At 60.6% G+C, this 16,743-nt stretch carries 14 protein-coding genes; 8 read left to right on the top strand and 6 right to left on the bottom strand.

The genetic code is table 11. The annotated features are described in order from the left end of the window. Nucleotides 1–10: 10 nt before the first annotated feature. The gene (locus tag HX868_RS10575; RefSeq protein WP_177002809.1) at nt 11–355 is read right to left on the bottom strand and encodes a hypothetical protein; all 345 of its coding nucleotides are present in this window, start codon (nt 353–355) and stop codon (nt 11–13) included. A 108-nt stretch (nt 356–463) separates the two neighbouring features. On the opposite strand from HX868_RS10575, the gene HX868_RS10570 reads away from it, so the two are divergent. Continuing rightward, complete coding sequence (locus tag HX868_RS10570) at nt 464–1,372, top strand: LysR substrate-binding domain-containing protein (protein ID WP_177002808.1); 909 nt, start codon at nt 464–466, stop codon at nt 1,370–1,372. Nucleotides 1,373–1,462: 90 nt separating this feature from the next. Here HX868_RS10570 and HX868_RS10565 read toward each other — a convergent pair whose 3' ends face one another. From HX868_RS10565 to HX868_RS10545, 5 genes are all read right to left on the bottom strand, one after another. Beyond that, on the bottom strand, nt 1,463–2,029 hold the full coding sequence (locus HX868_RS10565) for a GNAT family N-acetyltransferase (RefSeq protein ID WP_177002807.1): 567 nt from the start codon (nt 2,027–2,029) through the stop codon (nt 1,463–1,465). A gap of 8 nt (nt 2,030–2,037) precedes the next feature. Next, on the bottom strand, nt 2,038–4,293 hold the full coding sequence (locus tag HX868_RS10560; protein ID WP_177002806.1) for an Orn/Lys/Arg family decarboxylase: 2,256 nt from the start codon (nt 4,291–4,293) through the stop codon (nt 2,038–2,040). A gap of 183 nt (nt 4,294–4,476) precedes the next feature. Further along, nucleotides 4,477–5,217, bottom strand: a complete 741-nt coding sequence (dnaQ, locus tag HX868_RS10555) for a DNA polymerase III subunit epsilon (protein ID WP_177002819.1) — start codon at nt 5,215–5,217, stop codon at nt 4,477–4,479. 70 nt (nt 5,218–5,287) lie between these two features. After that, on the bottom strand, nt 5,288–5,740 hold the full coding sequence (gene rnhA, locus HX868_RS10550) for a ribonuclease HI (RefSeq protein ID WP_010210917.1): 453 nt from the start codon (nt 5,738–5,740) through the stop codon (nt 5,288–5,290). Between the two features lie 30 nt (nt 5,741–5,770). Further along, the gene (locus tag HX868_RS10545; RefSeq protein WP_016979721.1) at nt 5,771–6,529 is read right to left on the bottom strand and encodes a methyltransferase domain-containing protein; all 759 of its coding nucleotides are present in this window, start codon (nt 6,527–6,529) and stop codon (nt 5,771–5,773) included. 65 nt (nt 6,530–6,594) lie between these two features. Here HX868_RS10545 and gloB point away from each other — a divergent pair, with 65 nt between their 5' ends. From gloB to HX868_RS10510, 7 genes are all read left to right on the top strand, one after another. After that, on the top strand, nt 6,595–7,362 hold the full coding sequence (gene gloB / locus HX868_RS10540; RefSeq protein WP_016979722.1) for a hydroxyacylglutathione hydrolase: 768 nt from the start codon (nt 6,595–6,597) through the stop codon (nt 7,360–7,362). A gap of 98 nt (nt 7,363–7,460) precedes the next feature. Continuing rightward, on the top strand, nt 7,461–8,870 hold the full coding sequence (locus tag HX868_RS10535; RefSeq protein ID WP_095015880.1) for a lytic transglycosylase domain-containing protein: 1,410 nt from the start codon (nt 7,461–7,463) through the stop codon (nt 8,868–8,870). A gap of 170 nt (nt 8,871–9,040) precedes the next feature. Then, nucleotides 9,041–10,870: an extracellular solute-binding protein gene (locus HX868_RS10530; RefSeq protein ID WP_095015879.1), complete on the top strand. Its 1,830-nt coding sequence runs from the start codon at nt 9,041–9,043 to the stop codon at nt 10,868–10,870. Then, nucleotides 10,867–12,705, top strand: coding sequence for an extracellular solute-binding protein (locus HX868_RS10525; protein ID WP_177002805.1), 1,839 nt, complete (start codon nt 10,867–10,869; stop codon nt 12,703–12,705). The genes HX868_RS10530 and HX868_RS10525 overlap by 4 nt, the downstream gene beginning before the upstream one ends. Continuing rightward, a complete protein-coding gene (locus HX868_RS10520; RefSeq protein ID WP_016979726.1) occupies nt 12,706–13,782 on the top strand; it encodes a microcin C ABC transporter permease YejB in 1,077 nt (358 codons plus the stop codon). It abuts the gene before it with no gap. Nucleotide 13,783: 1 nt separating this feature from the next. After that, nucleotides 13,784–14,803, top strand: coding sequence for an ABC transporter permease (locus HX868_RS10515; protein ID WP_177002804.1), 1,020 nt, complete (start codon nt 13,784–13,786; stop codon nt 14,801–14,803). Nucleotide 14,804: 1 nt separating this feature from the next. After that, nucleotides 14,805–16,400 carry an ABC transporter ATP-binding protein gene (locus tag HX868_RS10510; RefSeq protein ID WP_177002803.1) on the top strand — a complete coding sequence of 532 codons (1,596 nt, stop codon included), beginning with the start codon at nt 14,805–14,807 and terminating at the stop codon, nt 16,398–16,400. Nucleotides 16,401–16,743 lie beyond the last annotated feature (343 nt).

Here is a 16,743-nt window from a genome sequence, read left to right as displayed (position 1 = left end):
GCTGGGGTGATCACGGACGACGGATCTCCGTGACCTCGATGCCCTGCTCTCCCTGCACCTTCTTCAGCGTCACCATCAGCCGCCCCCTCTCGCCGTCAACGGCATACAGCGAACGCTGGTAGCCTGCGGAGTTGTAGCCGGGATGCGCGACCACCTGCCTGACCAACTCCATACCCAGCACCGAGCCCACCTGCTCCACTACCTGTTCCTGGGAGCGGATAAAGGCTTCAAGTGCCAGGTTTTCCGGCGCGGTTTCGTTTTGAGTGTCGAGGAGATAAGCAGCCACGCAGCCGACGGTCACCAGGACCAGCAGTTGCTTGGCCGTTACCCCGAGGAAAATCGAGGGTAAAGGCATATGAGACCAGACCTGTTTTTGTTGTTAATGCCGGTAGCCGGCGTGGTCGTTGATGATCAGCGCAGCCATTCTATTGAATACCCGGCCCGCTGCACATAGACTCCGGCGATGCGTTTACGTCATATCGAAGTGATTCAGGCCATCTTGCAGACCGGACACCCAGGCTTGGCCGCCGAATGGTTGCAACTTCCCGTGGGCGATGTGGAAGCGGCGCTCAAGGACGCCGAGGAGCAGCTGGGTTTTATGCTGTTCGCCAGTGTGCGTGGACGCTTGCAGGCCACCCGGGAAACCCTGGAACTGCAAGCCGAAATCGCCCACGTCTATGAAGCGCTGGAGCCGGTGCAACGACTGGCCAGCCGCTTGAAACACCATCATGCCCCCGCCCTGCGCGCGCTCTGCACGCCGCCGCTGGCCAATCAACTGCTGCCGCAAAGCATTGCAGCGTTGCGCCGACGCTTTCAGGACACACCTTGCAACCTGTCGAGCCAACCGACCCGAGAGATCGTCAGGAGTTTGCTGCTGCACGAAGCCGATGTGGGTTTGAGCCTGCATGACCCGGAACACCCTCAGATCCATAGCGCCGTGCTGGCCCAAGGCAAATTGCAACTGCTGGCACCCCACGGCTGGCTGAAGCCCAAGCAAAAATACATCGCGCTGCAGGACCTCGCCGGGCAGTCGATGATCGGACTGGATGGCCAGGACCCTCTCAGCCGCCTGCTGGACGCCAAGCTGCAAGCCTTGCGCCCGCTGCCGGTGGTGCAGACGCGTGTACAGACTTATCAGATGATGCGCAGCATGGTCGAAGCGGGAGAAGGCCTGGCGGTGGTTGACCCCTTCACCGCCTTTGGCGCACGGGAGGCGGGGCTGGATGCGTGCCCTGTGTCGCCGCCGATCATGGTCAGCCTGTACGCGCTGACCCTCAAGGAGGGCGCGGCCTCGCCGGCGCTGAATGCGTTGCTGGAGATCGTGACGCAAAAGGCCGAGGGCCTTCTTTCAGGTGAGACAAAGACCCTGTAGGAGCGAGCTCGCTCGCGAAAAACTTATAGGCGTCGCGTTTAGATTGGATGCACGCGTTATCGTTGACGTTTTTCGCGAGCAAGCTCGCTCCTACACCTTGAACAGCCGATACCAGAATATCGCCACTTCGCGGGTTTGCGGGTCGATGCCGCGATAGCGCAGGTGGTCGACCCCGCCCATCACATAGCCGCAACGCTCGTACAAACGACAGGCGCCCAGATTGTTGTTCTGGGTTTCCAGCATCATGCCCGGCAGATTCTTTTTTCGGCTCCAGAACTGCGCCACATCCAGCAGCGCCTTGGCCACCCCATGGCGCCGCGCGGGCAAAGCCACCGCCAGCTCGTCGACATGGGCAAACCCGTTCCAGTTGGTGCTGACCACAATGTGCCCGACCGCGCGATCGTCGAGGTAGGCCATGAAGATTGCGCTGTCGGGCGCATCGCGGAAGCTGGCGAACTCTTCGGGGTCGATGCCATAGCACTTGCGGTACGGCAAGATGCGTTCCACGGGCCATTGATCGACCCGCTTGCCGATCTGCGGCTCACCGTAGGCGCTGACCTCAAAGCTGAAATCATTGCCCCACACGTAGGCATCAAAGCCTTCGTCGGCGACCCTTACACTGAGCCCCGGATACTTCGGGTTCATTACAGCTTGCATAACCATCCTTAACCCTTGATGCAATCGACGGTGTAACAACGACCACTGCCGTCATCTTCGTGTTGTAAGCCGTGAACATCGGCGACAAAACCGGGGAAACTGCTATCGAATGTCCGGGCAAACGCCAGGTAATCGATGATCGAGCGCGTCGACTCGGTAAAGCGCTCGCCCGGCATGATCAACGGAATGCCGGGCGGATAAGGCACCAGCATCACTGCTGCGACGCGGCCTTGCAAGGCGTCAATGGAGACCGCCTCCACTTCGCCCCTCACCAATTGGTCGTAAGCGTCGGCCGGTTTCATCGCGATTTCCGGCAAGACGGTGTACATGCGCTTGAGGTGTTTGGCCGTGCCATTGCTGCGGTAACAGCCGTGCAATTGGTTGCACAGGTCGCGCAAACCCAGCCCTTGGTAACGCGCCGCCCCTTGTGCAAACACCGAAGGCAGGCAACTGGCCAGGCTGACATTGGCGTCGTAACTGCGCTTGAATTCCAGCAACTCGGTGAGCAAGGTACTCCATTTGCCCTTGGTGATGCCCATGGAAAACAACACGAGGAAGGAATACAACCCGGTCTTTTCCACCACCAGCCCACGCTCCCAGAGGAATTTGCTGACGACCGCTGCGGGAATCCCGCAATCGCTGAGGGCACCGCCGGCATTGAGGCCGGGCATCACCAGCGTGACTTTGATCGGGTCGAGCAGCACATAGTCTTCGGCCACGTCGCCGAAGCCATGCCAGTCATCCTCAGGGTGCAACAGCCAATCGGCGGTGGCGACGCGGTCGATGCCCGCCACTGATGGCGGCTGCCAGATCGAAAACCACCAATCCTCTTCAGCAATGTGCTGGCGCAGGTTGGCCAGGGCACGGCGGAAACTCAGCGCCTCGTCGAACATTTCCTGCAACAGCGAACGCCCGGCCGGGCCTTCCATCATCGCCGACGCTACATCCAGCGAGGCAATGATGCTGTATTGCGGCGACGTGGAGATGTGCATCATGAAGGCTTCGTTGAAACGGTCACGGTCCAGCTGGCGTGCGCCGCCATCCTGCACATGGATCATCGAGGCCTGGCTGAAGGCCGCCAGCAGCTTGTGGGTCGAGTGGGTGGTGAACACCAGCGGGCTGTCTGGCGTGCGCGAAGTGCCCATCCCGTAGCGCCCGGAGAAGAACTCATGAAACGCGGCATAGGCGTACCAAGCCTCGTCAAAATGCAGCACCTCGACGCTGTTGCCCAGTTGCTGCTTGATCAGCTCGGCGTTGTAGCACAGGCCGTCGTAGGTGGAATTGGTCACCACGGCCATTTTCACTTTCGGCGGGCGGCCACGGGTGAGCGGGCTGGCATCGATCTTGGCGCGGATCGATTCGGGGCTGAATTCACTCAAGGGAATCGGGCCGATAATTCCCAGTTCGTTGCGTTCGGGGCACAGGTACAACGGGATGGCGCCGGTCATGATGATCGAGTGCAACACCGACTTATGGCAATTGCGGTCCACCAGCACCAGATCATCACGCCCGACCATGGAATGCCAGACGATCTTGTTCGCAGTGGAGGTGCCGTTGATCACGAAGAAGGTGTGATCAGCGCCAAAGTTGCGCGCGGCGCGGGCCTCGGCTTCGGCCAGCGGGCCGGTGTGGTCCAGCAACGAGCCGAGTTCAGGCACCGATACCGACAGGTCCGAGCGCAGGGTGTTTTCCCCGAAGAACTGATGGAACGCCTGCCCCACTGGGCTCTTGCGGTAGGCCACGCCACCGCCATGGCCGGGGGTGTGCCAGGAGTAGTTGGAGTCAGCGGTGTGCTGCACCAGCGCCTTGAAGAACGGCGGCAACAGGCCATCTAGGTAAGTACGCGCCGCACGCGCGACTTGCCGCGCGAGAAACGGCACGGTGTCTTCGAACAGATAGAGAATGCCGCGCAACTGGTTGAGTTCACTCATGGCATCGGCGGGCGCGTTTTCCAGGGTGACTTGCTCGCCCAGGGCAAAGATCGGCAGGTTCGGCGCCCGCAACCGCGCCAGGCGGATCAGCTCGACCATGTTTTGCAGCAGGTGGGTATTTTCGCCAGCCCCTTCGGCGGCGATCAGCATGCACGCCAGGCCATGATGGGTAGAAGCCACCAGTCGCCCTTCGGCGTAATCCACTGCGGAAAAAATACTGAAACCCTCTTGTTCCAGCTCTCGGGCGATGCCTCGGACCCGGTCACCGGCAACGGTGTCGGCCTTGATGTCACGGTGCACGATAAGGACAGGGAACTTCAGGTCTTTGTACATGAGTGCTTGTAGTCCTGAGGGCTATGCACTCAAGGGTAGAAGCTAGGGGGCGATGACGCGAATGAAGATTTCGAAAGCACAGTGAACCACTGTAGGAGTCGGCTTGCCGGCGATGAGGCCGTTGAATCTTGCGATGGGTTCAAGGCCGCCATCGCCGGCAAGCCGGCTCCTACAAGGTTTGCGTCATTGCTGGGTCAGGGTCGACCACAACGCCGGCGCGCCGGCCGATTTGGCAATCGCTTCCAGACGCGCCGCATGCTCGGCCAGGTCCTGCTCACTGGCGCGGATGATCGTGGTCGGCTTGCGGTCGCCTGGCAGGCGACGGATTTCCGAAGGACGGTTGCCCGAGCCTTCCGCCGAACCGCTGCCATCGGAGGCGTTACCCGCCAGGGACAGGCTGGTCTGCCCGCCGGTCATGGTCAGGTAGACGTCAGCAAGAATCTCGGAGTCGAGCAAGGCGCCGTGAAGTTCACGGCCGGAGTTGTCGACGCCATAACGCTTGCACAAGGCATCGAGGCTGTTGCGCTGGCCGGGGTGACGCTCACGGGCCATCATCAAGGTGTCGAGGATCGAACAGTGCTGGGAGATGTCTGCGCGATCGGTCTGCCCCATCAGGGCAAATTCGTTGTTGATGAAGCCGACGTCGAACGCCGCGTTATGGATGATCAACTGCGCGCCGTTAATGAATTCGAAGAACTCATCGGCAACTTCAGCGAAACGCGGCTTGCCCTTGAGGAATTCGTCGGTGATGCCGTGGACGCCAATCGCGCCCTCGTCACTGTCGCGGTCCGGTTGCAGGTAGACGTGGAAGTGACGCCCGGTGAGGCGGCGACCGATCAGTTCGACACAGCCGATTTCAATGATCCGGTGGCCGTCGGTCACCGGCATGCCGGTGGTTTCGGTATCGAGTACAACAGATCGGATGGCCATCAGGGTTCAGCTCTCAACGGTGTGGTGTATTTCAAGGGGCGCGATATTAACACGTGAGTCGACATCAGCTCTGTTTGTAGCCGCGCACTTCGTCCACGCCACGGTTGGCCAACTGGTCGGCACGCTCGTTGCCAGGGTGGCCGATGTGGCCGCGCACCCACTTCCAGGTGATGTCATGGCGATTGCATTGCTCATCGAGCAGTTGCCACAGGTCGGCATTTTTCACCGGCTCCTTGGCCGCTGTCTTCCAGCCGCGCTTCTTCCAGTTGACCATCCACTCGTTGATGCCCTTCATCACGTATTGCGAGTCGGTCACCAGCAGCACGTTGCAACGGCGCTTGAGTTCTTCCAGGCCGCGAATCGCGCCCATCAGTTCCATTCGGTTGTTGGTGGTATTGGGCTCGCCGCCCCACAACTCTTTCTCCACGCCCTTGCACACCAGCAACGCGCCCCAGCCGCCAGGGCCGGGATTGCCCTTGCAGGCGCCATCGGTGAAGAGTTCTACGCTATCGGTCATCGGTTGCTCGGTATTCATTCAAAAAGAGGGTCATGCGTCGCTTTGCTTGCGGTTGACCTTGGCCATCGGCATCGGCACCAACTTGCCCATCGGCTCGCGGCGCACCTGTTGCACCGGCCGCAACCCAACCACGATCTTGCGCGCCACCAGCAGATAGAAGCCGCCACCTGACAGTTGCCAGGCACCCGCGCGGCGCTCCCAGCCGGCCAGGCGGGCTTGCCACTTGGTCGACGCAAGCGGCGGACGATAGCACCCGAAGCGGCGTTTCTCCAGCGCGAAGCCCAGCAGGTTCAGCCAGTCCCCCACCCGTTGCGGCGAGATGCAACGCGCCTGGCGCAAGGCGTCGTGGGCGAACACATGGCGCAAGCCCCAACTGCTCCAGGGGTTGATCCCGACAATCAGCAAATGGCCGCCCGGGCGCACACTGCTCGCCGCTTCGCGCAGCAAGCCGTGGGGCGACAGGCAGAAATCCAGGCCATGCTGCAACACCACCACATCGGCGGCGTGCTCGCTCAACGGCCAGGCCTGTTCCTCGCAGACAATCTCCACCCCCGGCAACGGTGCACCCAGGCGCACATTACGTTGTACCTGAGGCGCGCACGGCGGCGTTTCGGCCGACGGCCCGTAATGCACAAGATAACCGCCAAAGAACCGGCCCAACTCGTCTTCGAGCATGCGCCGTTCTTCGTCCAGCAGAAATTGCCCGATCGGACCGGACAGCCATTCACGGGCTGCGCTGATCAGGGCCAGCCACTCAGGATCGGCCTGGGCGAACGCTTTATCAGTCATTGCATTCTCCAACTCGCCTAGACGTTCTAAGATGCACCAATGTGTTCAGCTTGGCGAATCGAAGAATGATACAGATCAGTGCCCTGCCCGCCTTCACCGATAACTACATCTGGTTGTTACAAGACCCGAGCACCCAGCGCTGCGCCGTGGTCGACCCCGGCGATGCCGCGCCGGTGCTGGCCTGGCTCAAGCAAAACCCTGAGTGGGTCCTGAGCGACATCCTGATCACTCACCATCACCACGATCATGTCGGCGGCGTCGAACAACTCAAAAGGGTGACTGACGCCAAGGTGTACGGCCCGGCCAACGAGAAAATCCCGGCGCGGGACGTAGCCTTGAACGATAACGACCGCATCAGCGTGCTCGGCTGGGATTTCGACATTTATACCGTGCCTGGCCACACCCTGGGCCATATCGCGTTTTATCACCAGGGCGTGCTGTTGTGTGGCGACACCCTGTTCGCCGCCGGCTGCGGGCGCCTGTTCGAAGGCACGCCGGAACAGATGCACACGTCGCTTGAGCGTTTGGCCGCATTGCCCGCCGACACGTTGGTGTACTGCACCCACGAATACACACAAAGCAACCTCAAGTTTGCCCAAGCCGTCGAACCGGATAACGCCGATATCGCCGAACGGGTGGAAAACGTCCGCCAATTGCGCGAACGTGGCGAGATCACGCTGCCTTCCAACCTGGCCCTGGAAAAGCGCACCAACCCCTTTCTGCGCACCTCTGAAACATCCGTTAAACAAAAAGCGGACGAACGGAATGGCCGCGACAACCGCTCTGGGGCCGAGGTGTTTGCTAGCTTGAGGGCGTGGAAAGATAAGTTCTAACAGGATGCAATCTGATACGTAATTTCTGAATGGTTGACCGGAACCCAACGGGTTTCTAGAATCGCCCGACATTTTTGCCCGGAACTTACTTCCAGCCAATGTCGTCATCTATTCGTAAATCCAACCATTCAGACGCATTGACCCGCCTGGCTCAAGCTGTGGCGGTGGCTGTGTCCGCCACGCTGGCCGGCTGCCAATCAAGCAATTTCACCGCACAATCCACCGTGCAACCCAAGCCAAACCTCAGCGCCAAGATCAAACAGAAACCCGTCATCTGGCTTTCGGAAAAGCCGGCTCCCGAAGTGCCCCAGGATGTTTGGGAGCGTATGCGACGGGGCTTTCAATTGCAGGATGGTGTAGGCGTCAACCCACGTATCGAGCAACAGCGACTGTGGTTCGCCAGCAACCCTTCCTTCCTTGAGAACGCCGGCGAACGCGGCAGCCTCTACATTCATTACATCGTCGAACGCCTTGAAGAACGCAACATGCCCTTGGAGCTGGCGCTACTGCCAGTGATTGAAAGTGCCTACAACCCCATGGCCTATTCGCGCAGCGATGCGGTCGGCTTGTGGCAGTTCATCCCCTCCACCGGGCGTTACTTCAACCTGCGCCAGACCCGCGCCTATGATGGCCGCCGTGACATCACCGCCTCCACCACCGCCGCCCTCGACTACCTGACCCGTCTGCACGACATGTTCAACGGTGACTGGCTGCTGGCCCTGGCCGCCTACAACGCAGGCGAAGGCACGGTGAGCCGGGCGATCGAGCGCAACGAAAAGCTCGGCCTGCCGACCGACTACTGGAACCTGCCCCTGCCCCAGGAAACCAAGGACTACGTGCCCAAGTTCCTGGCGCTGTCCCAGGTGGTGCTGGCGCCCGAGGCCTATGGCGTCAACCTGAACCCGATTGCCAACACGCCGTACTTCGAAGTGGTTGAAGTCAAGCAAAGCATGGACCTGTCACGGGTTGCCGCGCTGGCCGAGATCGACGAAGACGAATTGTTCCAGCTCAACCCCGCGCTGAAGCAGCGCACCACCCTGGATGGCCCGCAGCATCTGCTGGTGCCGAGTTCCAAGGCGCAACTGCTCACCAGCACCCTTTCGACGATGAAGCCTGAAGAATTGCTGGCGATGCGTCCGAAAAAGCAGGTGTTCGACGAAGTCGAGACCGCGCGGGTTGCCGGGCGTACCCGCAGCTACAAGGTACGCAGTGGCGACAACCTGACGCTGATCGCCAAGGCCAACAAGGTCGATGTGCATGACCTCCAGCGCTGGAACAAGCTCAACGGCCAAGCCCTCAAGGTCGGCCAAACCCTGGTGATGCAGGACACGCGCAAAGTCGTGGCCAGCAGCAAGAAGCCGGTGCAGTACAAGGTCAAGAAGGGTGATTCGCTGTACATCGTCGCCAAGCGCTTCAACGTTGAGATGCAACATCTCAAGCGTTGGAACCCGCGCACTGGCCAGGCGCTGAAGCCGGGGCAGATGCTGGTGGTTTCCGGGCCACGCTAAAGCGTTCCGATACTGTGTAGCCATAACGGACACCACAAGGCTTGCTGGCCCCATCGCTGGCAAGCCAGCTCCTACAAGATTCTGCGTCAATCCAACGGCCTTTTTCCAACCGGAACAAGCTGTTACTGTACCGATCATAAAGCGCAAGCCGCCTGGATCGGATCCCTGATTTGAAGCGTCCCCTCCTTCTACTAATAAGTCTGGCCTTGAGCTTTGGTGCGAACGCGGCGATTACCGAGAGTCACGGTTACACGCAGTTCGGCAGTCTCAAGTACCCGGCCAAATTCACCCACTTCGATTGGGTAAACCCTGCAGCGCCGAAAGGCGGGACATTGCGGGTCATGGCCTTTGGCACCTTCGACACCCTCAACCCCTATACCTTCAAGGGCTCCAGCCCGGTTTCCACCCCCAATTTCCTGCAATACGGCGTCAACGAGCTGAACGAGCCGTTGATGGTCGGCACCGGCCTGTACGCGCCTTCCGGCGATGAGCCCACCTCCAGTTATGGGCTGATCGCCCAGTCGGTGGAGTACAGCGAGGACCGCAGTTGGGTGGTGTTCAACCTGCGCCCGGAAGCGCGCTTCCACGATGGCAAACCGATCACCGCCTACGACGTGGCGTTTTCCTATCGCACCCTGCTGACCGAAGGCCACCCGCAGTACCGCACCAACCTGCAGGAAGTGGCGCGGGTAGATATCCTCAACCGGCACCGCATCCGCTTTGTGTTCAAGCGCGCCGGCAACCCGTTGCTGATCCTGCGCCTCGGCGAATTGCCGGTATTGCCCCAGCACTACTGGAAAAACCGCGATTTCAAGGCCACCACCTTCGAACCGCCTTTGGGCAGCGGGCCGTACCGCATCAGCAAGGTCACGCCTGGCCGACAATTGGTGTTCGAACGGGTCAAGGACTATTGGGGCAAGGATCTGCCGGTCAACCAAGGCTTCTATAACTACGACAAGGTCGAAGTGGAGTTTTATCGCGACAGCGACGTGGCCTTCGAAGCCTTCAAAGCCGGCGAATTCGATATCTATATCGAGCATCAGGCCAAAAACTGGGCAAATGGCTACAACTTCCCGGCGGTGAACCGGGGCGACGTGATCAAGGCGCAGATCGCCCACCAGATCCCGACCCAGAGCCAGGGCCTGTTCATGAACAGCCGGCGACCGAATTTCAGCCAGACCAAGGTGCGCGAAGCCCTGGGGCTGATGTTCGACTTCGAATGGACCAACCGCACCCTATTCAGCAGCGCCTACAAGCGCACCTTGAGCTATTACCCCAACAGCGAATTCTCCGCCACCGGCGTGCCCACCGGCCATGAATGGCTGATGCTCTCGCCCTACCGCGAGCAATTGCCGGCCAACCTGTTTACCCAGCCGTTCAGCCTGCCCCAGACCGACGGGCGCGGCATCCCCCGCGAGACCATGCGCCGCGCCCTGGCCCTGCTCGGTGACGCCGGCTGGAAACTCTCCGGCCAACGTCTGCTGAACAAAGACGGCCAACCGCTGCGCTTCGAGATCCTGCTGGTCAACCCGAACCTGGAGCGCATCCTGCAGCCCTATGTCGAGAACCTGATCAGCATCGGCATCGACGCACGCCTGCGCACCGTCGACCGCGCCCAGTACAAGCAGCGCCTGGATCAATTCGACTTCGACATGATCCTCATCACCCTCAACCAGACCTTGAGCCCGGGCCTTGAGCAGTGGCAGTACTTCCACTCCAGCCAGGCCGCGATCAAGGGCAGCAAGAACTATGCAGGCATTGCCAACCCGATTGTCGATCACCTGCTGGAACAACTGCTGGCCGCCAAGACCCGCGAAGAGCAACTGGCCGCCGGCCGTGCCCTGGACCGGGTGCTGCTGTGGCAGCACTACAGTATTCCCAACTGGTACCTCAACTATCATCGCTTGGCGTACCGCAACCGGTTCGCCTTTGTCACCACGCCGCCCTATAGCCTGGGCCTGAGCGCGTGGTGGCTGAAAGCTTCGGAGAAAGCCCAATGATGTATTTGCGTACTGCACTGCTCGGCGGCCTGCTGCTGTGCACCGCGGCCCAAGCCGCCCCGCAACATGCGTTGACGCTCTACAACGAACCACCGAAATACCCCGCCGACTTCAAGCACTTCGACTACGTCAACCCGGATGCGCCCAAGGGCGGCACCTTCCGCGAGTCGGCCATGGGCGGCTTCGACAGCCTCAACCCCTACATCAGCAAAGGCGTGCCGGCCGATAACCTCGGTTTGATCTACGACACCCTGGCCATGCAAAGCCTGGACGAGCCCATCACCGAATACGGCCTGGTGGCCGGCAAGATCGAAAAAGCCCCGGACAACAGTTGGGTGCGCTTCTACCTGCGCCCGGAAGCCCGCTTCCATGACGGTCACCCAATTCGCGCCGAAGACGTGGTGTTCACCTTCCAGGAACTGATCAAGGAAGGCTCGCCGATCTACCGCACCTACTACGCCGATGTCGACGAAGTGATCGCCGAAGACCCGCTGAAGGTGCTGTTCAAGTTCAAGCGCACCAACAACCGCGAATTACCGCTGATCCTCGGACAACTGCCGGTATTGCCCAAGCATTGGTGGGCGACCCGTGAGTTTGCCAAGGGCAACCTTGAAGTCCAGCTGGGCAGCGGGCCGTACAAGGTCGCCGAGGTCAAGGCCGGGCGCATGATCCGCTACGAGCGGGTCAGGGATTACTGGGCGAAGGACCTGCCGGTCGCCAAGGGTTTCTACAACTTCGATAACCGCATCACAGACTATTACCGCGACAGCACCGTCTCGCTGGAAGCCCTCAAGGCCGGGCAGTTCGACTACTGGCTGGAATTCAGCGCCAAGAACTGGGCCAACGCCTACAACATCCCGGCGGTGGCCCAGGGTCGCCTGATCAAGGAAGAAATCCCCAACGGCAATCCCACCGGCATGCAGGGCTTTGTGTTCAACATGCGCAAGCCGATGTTCCAGGACGTACGCGTGCGCAAGGCCATCAGCCTGTTGCTGGATTTCGAGTGGAGCAACAAGCAGCTGTTCAACGGTGCCTATACCCGCACCCGCAGCTACTTTGAAAACTCGGAGATGGCCGCCACCGGCCTGCCCGGCCCGGATGAACTGGCGATCCTCGAACCGCTGCGTGACAAGATCCCGCCCGAGGTCTTCACCCAGGCCTTCGAACCGTCCAAGACCGACGGCAGCGGCATGATCCGCACCCAGCAGCGCGAGGCCTACCAACTGCTGCAAGAAGCCGGCTGGCGCATCGTCGATGACAAGATGGTCGACACCACCGGCACACCGGTGAAGATCGAGTTCCTGCTGGCCCAGACTGAGTTCGAACGTATCCTGCTGCCGTTCAAGCGCAACCTGGCCGACCTGGGCATCGACCTGGTGATCCGTCGGGTCGACGTCTCACAATTTATCAACCGCATTCGCTCGCGGGACTTCGACATGCTGGTGGGCAGTTTCCCGCAGTCCACTTCGCCGGGTAATGAGCAGCGCGAGTTCTGGAAGTCCTCCAGCGCCGACAAACCCGGCAGCCGCAACTACATGGGTCTCAAGGACCCGGCCATCGACCAACTGGTGGAAGAGTTGATCGACGCCGACTCGCGCAAAAGCCTGGTGGCGCATGCCAAAGCCCTGGACCGCGTGTTGCAGTTCGGCTACTACGTGATCCCGAACTGGCACATCAAGACCTTCCGCGTCGCGTATTGGGATCACTTGGGCCATCCCCAAGTCCCGCCGCGCTACGACGTCGGCACCGCCACCTGGTGGGCCAAGCCTGACGTAACACCCGCCGTCACCTCAGACCCAGACACCAGCGCCGATCCGGCGAGCGGAGGCGATTAAATGCTGGCCTATATCTTTCGCCGCCTGTTGCTGATCATCCCCACGCTGTTCGGGATTTTGCTGATCAACTTCGTCATCATCCAGGCCGCTCCCGGTGGTCCGGTGGAGCAAATGATCGCCAAGCTTGAAGGCTTCGAGGGCGCCACCAGCCGCATTGCCGGTGGTGGTTCCGAAGTGTCGGTGGCCGGCTCCAGCAGCTACCGCGGCGCCCAGGGCCTGGACCCGGCGCTGATCAAGGAAATCGAGAAGATGTACGGCTTCGACAAATCGGCGCCGGAACGCTTGTGGATCATGGTCAAGAACTACGCCCAGCTGGACTTTGGCGACAGCTTCTTCCGTGACGCCAAGGTCATCGATTTGATCAAGGAGAAGATGCCGGTGTCCATTTCCCTCGGGTTATGGAGCACGCTGATCATGTACCTGGTGTCGATCCCACTGGGGATCGCCAAGGCCACGCGGCACGGCAGCCATTTCGACGTATGGACCAGTTCGGCGATCATCGTCGGCTATGCGATCCCGGCGTTCCTGTTTGCAATCCTGCTGATCGTGGTGTTTGCCGGCGGCAGTTACCTCGACTGGTTCCCCTTGCGTGGACTCACGTCGAACAACTTCGACGAACTGAGCTGGGGCGGCAAGATCCTCGATTACTTCTGGCACCTGGCGCTGCCCATCACGGCCCTGGTGATCGGCAACTTCGCCACCATGACCCTGCTGACCAAGAACAGCTTTCTCGACGAGATCAACAAGCAGTACGTGGTCACCGCCAAAGCCAAGGGCCTGACCAACCACCGCGTGCTGTACGGGCATGTATTCCGCAACGCGATGTTGCTGGTGATCGCCGGTTTCCCTTCGGCGTTCATCGGGATCTTCTTCACCGGTTCCTTGTTGGTGGAGGTGATCTTCTCCCTCGACGGCCTGGGCCTGATGAGTTTTGAAGCGGCGATCAACCGCGACTACCCGGTGGTGTTCGGCACGCTGTTTATCTTCACCCTGCTGGGGCTGATCGTGAAACTGATCGGCGACCTCACCTACACCCTGGTCGATCCGCGTATCGACTTTGCCAGCCGGGAGCATTGAGATGAATCTATCCCCCCTCAATCGCCGCCGGTTCGAACGGTTCAAGGCCAACAAGCGTGGCTGGTGGTCACTGTGGCTGTTCCTGATCCTGTTCGGGCTGAGCCTGGGCGCCGAGCTGATCGCCAACGACAAACCCCTGGCCGTGCACTACGACGGCGGCTGGTACTTCCCCGCGCTCAAGCGCTACCCGGAGACCACCTTTGGTGGTGAATTCCCGCTGGAAGCCAACTACAAGAGCCCCTACATCCAGGAACTGCTCAAGGCCAAGGATGCCTGGACCTTGTGGGCGCCGATTCCGTTCAGCTACCAGAGCATCAACTACGACCTGAAAGTGCCGGCGCCGGCGCCGCCCTCTTCCGTGAATTTGCTGGGTACCGACGACCAAGGCCGCGACGTACTGGCGCGGGTCATCTACGGCTTCCGTGTGTCGGTGCTGTTTGCCCTGACGCTGACAGTGCTCAGCTCGATCATCGGCGTGATCGCCGGGGCCTTGCAGGGCTTCTACGGCGGCTGGGTGGATTTGGCCGGGCAGCGCTTCCTGGAGATCTGGTCCGGGCTGCCGGTGCTGTACCTGCTGATCATCCTCGCCAGTTTCGTGCAGCCCAACTTCTGGTGGCTGCTCGGCATCATGTTGTTGTTTTCGTGGATGAGCCTGGTGGACGTAGTGCGCGCCGAGTTCCTGCGCGGGCGCAACCTCGAATACGTGCGCGCCGCCAGGGCCTTGGGCATGCAGAATGGCGCGATCATGTTCCGGCATATCCTGCCCAACGCGATGGTGTCGACCATGACCTTCATGCCGTTCATTCTCACCGGCGCCATTGGCACCCTCACCGCCCTGGACTTCCTCGGTTTTGGCTTGCCGGCCGGTTCGCCGTCGCTGGGTGAACTGGTGGCCCAAGGTAAATCCAACCTGCAAGCGCCGTGGCTGGGCATGAGTGCCTTTGCCGTGCTGGCGATCATGTTGAGTTTGCTGGTGTTTATCGGCGAGTCCGCTCGCGACGCCTTCGACCCGAGGAAATGAGATGAATCAGGACAATCTGATCGAAATCCGCGACCTCTCCGTCGAGTTCGTCACGGGCGACCATCACCACCGCGTGGTGAACAACGTCAGCTTCGACATCAAGCGTGGCGAGACCATCGCCCTGGTGGGTGAAAGCGGCTCAGGCAAATCGGTGACCGCCCACTCGATCCTGCGCCTGCTGCCCTACCCGCTGGCGCGGCACCCCTCCGGCACCATCAACTATGCCGGGCAGGACCTGCTCACACTGAAAGAAAAAACCATCCGCCACATTCGCGGCAACCGCATTGCGATGATCTTCCAGGAGCCGATGACCTCGTTGAACCCGCTGCACTCCATCGAGAAGCAGATCAACGAAGTGCTCGGCCTGCACAAGGGGCTGCAAGGTAAAGTCGCCACCCAACGTACCCTGGAGTTGCTGGACCTGGTGGGCATTCCCGAACCGCACAAACGCCTCAAGGCCCTTCCCCATGAGCTGTCCGGAGGCCAGCGCCAGCGGGTGATGATCGCCATGGCCCTGGCCAATGAGCCGGAGTTGCTGATCGCCGATGAGCCGACCACGGCGCTGGATGTGACGGTGCAATTGAAGATCCTCGAATTGCTCAAGGAACTGCAGGCGCGCCTGGGCATGGCCCTGCTGCTGATCAGCCATGACTTGAACCTGGTACGGCGCATCGCCCATCGCGTGTGCGTGATGCAAAAGGGTTGCATCGTCGAGCAGGCCGACTGTGAAACGCTGTTCCAGTCGCCCCAGCATCCGTATACCCAGGAACTGCTCGCGGCGGAGCCCAGCGGCGGACCGGCCAGCAACGAAGTCGGCCCTCCGTTGCTGGAAGTCGATGACCTGAAAGTGTGGTTCCCGATCAAGAAGGGCTTTTTGCGCAATACCGTTGATTACGTCAAGGCGGTGGACGGCATCAACTTCAGCCTGCCCCAGGGGCAGACCCTGGGAATCGTGGGCGAAAGCGGCTCGGGCAAATCGACCCTGGGCCTGGCGATTCTGCGGTTGATCGCGAGCAAGGGCGGCATTCGTTTTGAAGGGCAGCAGTTGGATAAGCTCAGCCAGCAACAGGTGCGTCCGTTGCGTCGGGAGATGCAGGTGGTGTTCCAGGACCCGTTTGGCAGCTTGAGCCCGCGGATGTGTGTCAGTGAGATCGTTGGCGAGGGGTTGCGTATCCATAAGATGGGGACGCCATTGGAGCAGGAAGCGGCGATTATTGCGGCGCTCAAGGAAGTCGGGTTGGATCCGGAGTCGCGGCATCGGTACCCCCATGAGTTCTCGGGTGGGCAGCGTCAGCGCATTGCCATTGCCCGGGCGCTGGTGCTCAAGCCGCGCCTGATTTTGCTGGATGAGCCGACATCGGCGCTGGATCGCACGGTGCAGCGGCAGGTGGTGGAGTTGTTGCGCAGTTTGCAGGCCAAGTACAACTTGACCTATCTGTTTATCAGCCATGATTTGGCGGTGGTCAAGGCGTTGAGCCATCAGTTGATGGTGGTGAAGCATGGGCAGGTGGTGGAACAGGGGGATGCGGCGGGGATTTTTGCCGCGCCGCAGCATGGGTATACGCGGCAGTTGTTGGAGGCGGCGTTTTTGGTTTGATCGTGTACATATCCGTTTTTTCGGTAACGGCGGCTTAGGGTTCCGCCCTTACGGCGGCTCACTTTGGAAAAGCCCCAAAGTAAGCAAAGGGCTCTTGCCCCAACACTCGGCACCTCGCCTAGGCTCGGTGTGCCCGTAATCCGACAGGGATTTGGGGGGCCGCCTAAGATCAAAATCAAAAGCAAAAGCACAGCGGCCTGACAGCCGGCTTGAGTGGTGTGGAGCAAAGGCAAAATCAAACGCGGCCCACTGTAGGAGCCGGCTTGCCGGCGATGGTCTTCAACGATGACGCGGGGAACCAGACAAAACGCGGCGGTCTCAGGTTTTTCGCCGGCAAGCCGGC

The sequence above is a fragment of the Pseudomonas reactans genome (genome assembly GCF_013385825.1).
GTDB lineage: Bacteria > Pseudomonadota > Gammaproteobacteria > Pseudomonadales > Pseudomonadaceae > Aquipseudomonas > Aquipseudomonas reactans.
Note: the sequence above shows the minus strand (reverse complement) of the source record. Positions and strands in the feature narration are given on the sequence as shown.

Coding starts and splice junctions, on each gene's coding strand:
- HX868_RS10575 (WP_177002809.1), bottom strand. CDS start 355: ATGCCTTTACCCTCGATTTTCCTCGGGGTAACGGCCAAGCAACTGCTG.
- HX868_RS10570 (WP_177002808.1), top strand. CDS start 464: ATGCGTTTACGTCATATCGAAGTGATTCAGGCCATCTTGCAGACCGGA.
- HX868_RS10565 (WP_177002807.1), bottom strand. CDS start 2,029: ATGCAAGCTGTAATGAACCCGAAGTATCCGGGGCTCAGTGTAAGGGTC.
- HX868_RS10560 (WP_177002806.1), bottom strand. CDS start 4,293: ATGTACAAAGACCTGAAGTTCCCTGTCCTTATCGTGCACCGTGACATC.
- rnhA (WP_010210917.1), bottom strand. CDS start 5,740: ATGACCGATAGCGTAGAACTCTTCACCGATGGCGCCTGCAAGGGCAAT.
- HX868_RS10545 (WP_016979721.1), bottom strand. CDS start 6,529: ATGACTGATAAAGCGTTCGCCCAGGCCGATCCTGAGTGGCTGGCCCTG.
- gloB (WP_016979722.1), top strand. CDS start 6,595: ATGATACAGATCAGTGCCCTGCCCGCCTTCACCGATAACTACATCTGG.
- HX868_RS10535 (WP_095015880.1), top strand. CDS start 7,461: ATGTCGTCATCTATTCGTAAATCCAACCATTCAGACGCATTGACCCGC.
- HX868_RS10525 (WP_177002805.1), top strand. CDS start 10,867: ATGATGTATTTGCGTACTGCACTGCTCGGCGGCCTGCTGCTGTGCACC.
- HX868_RS10520 (WP_016979726.1), top strand. CDS start 12,706: ATGCTGGCCTATATCTTTCGCCGCCTGTTGCTGATCATCCCCACGCTG.
- HX868_RS10515 (WP_177002804.1), top strand. CDS start 13,784: ATGAATCTATCCCCCCTCAATCGCCGCCGGTTCGAACGGTTCAAGGCC.
- HX868_RS10510 (WP_177002803.1), top strand. CDS start 14,805: ATGAATCAGGACAATCTGATCGAAATCCGCGACCTCTCCGTCGAGTTC.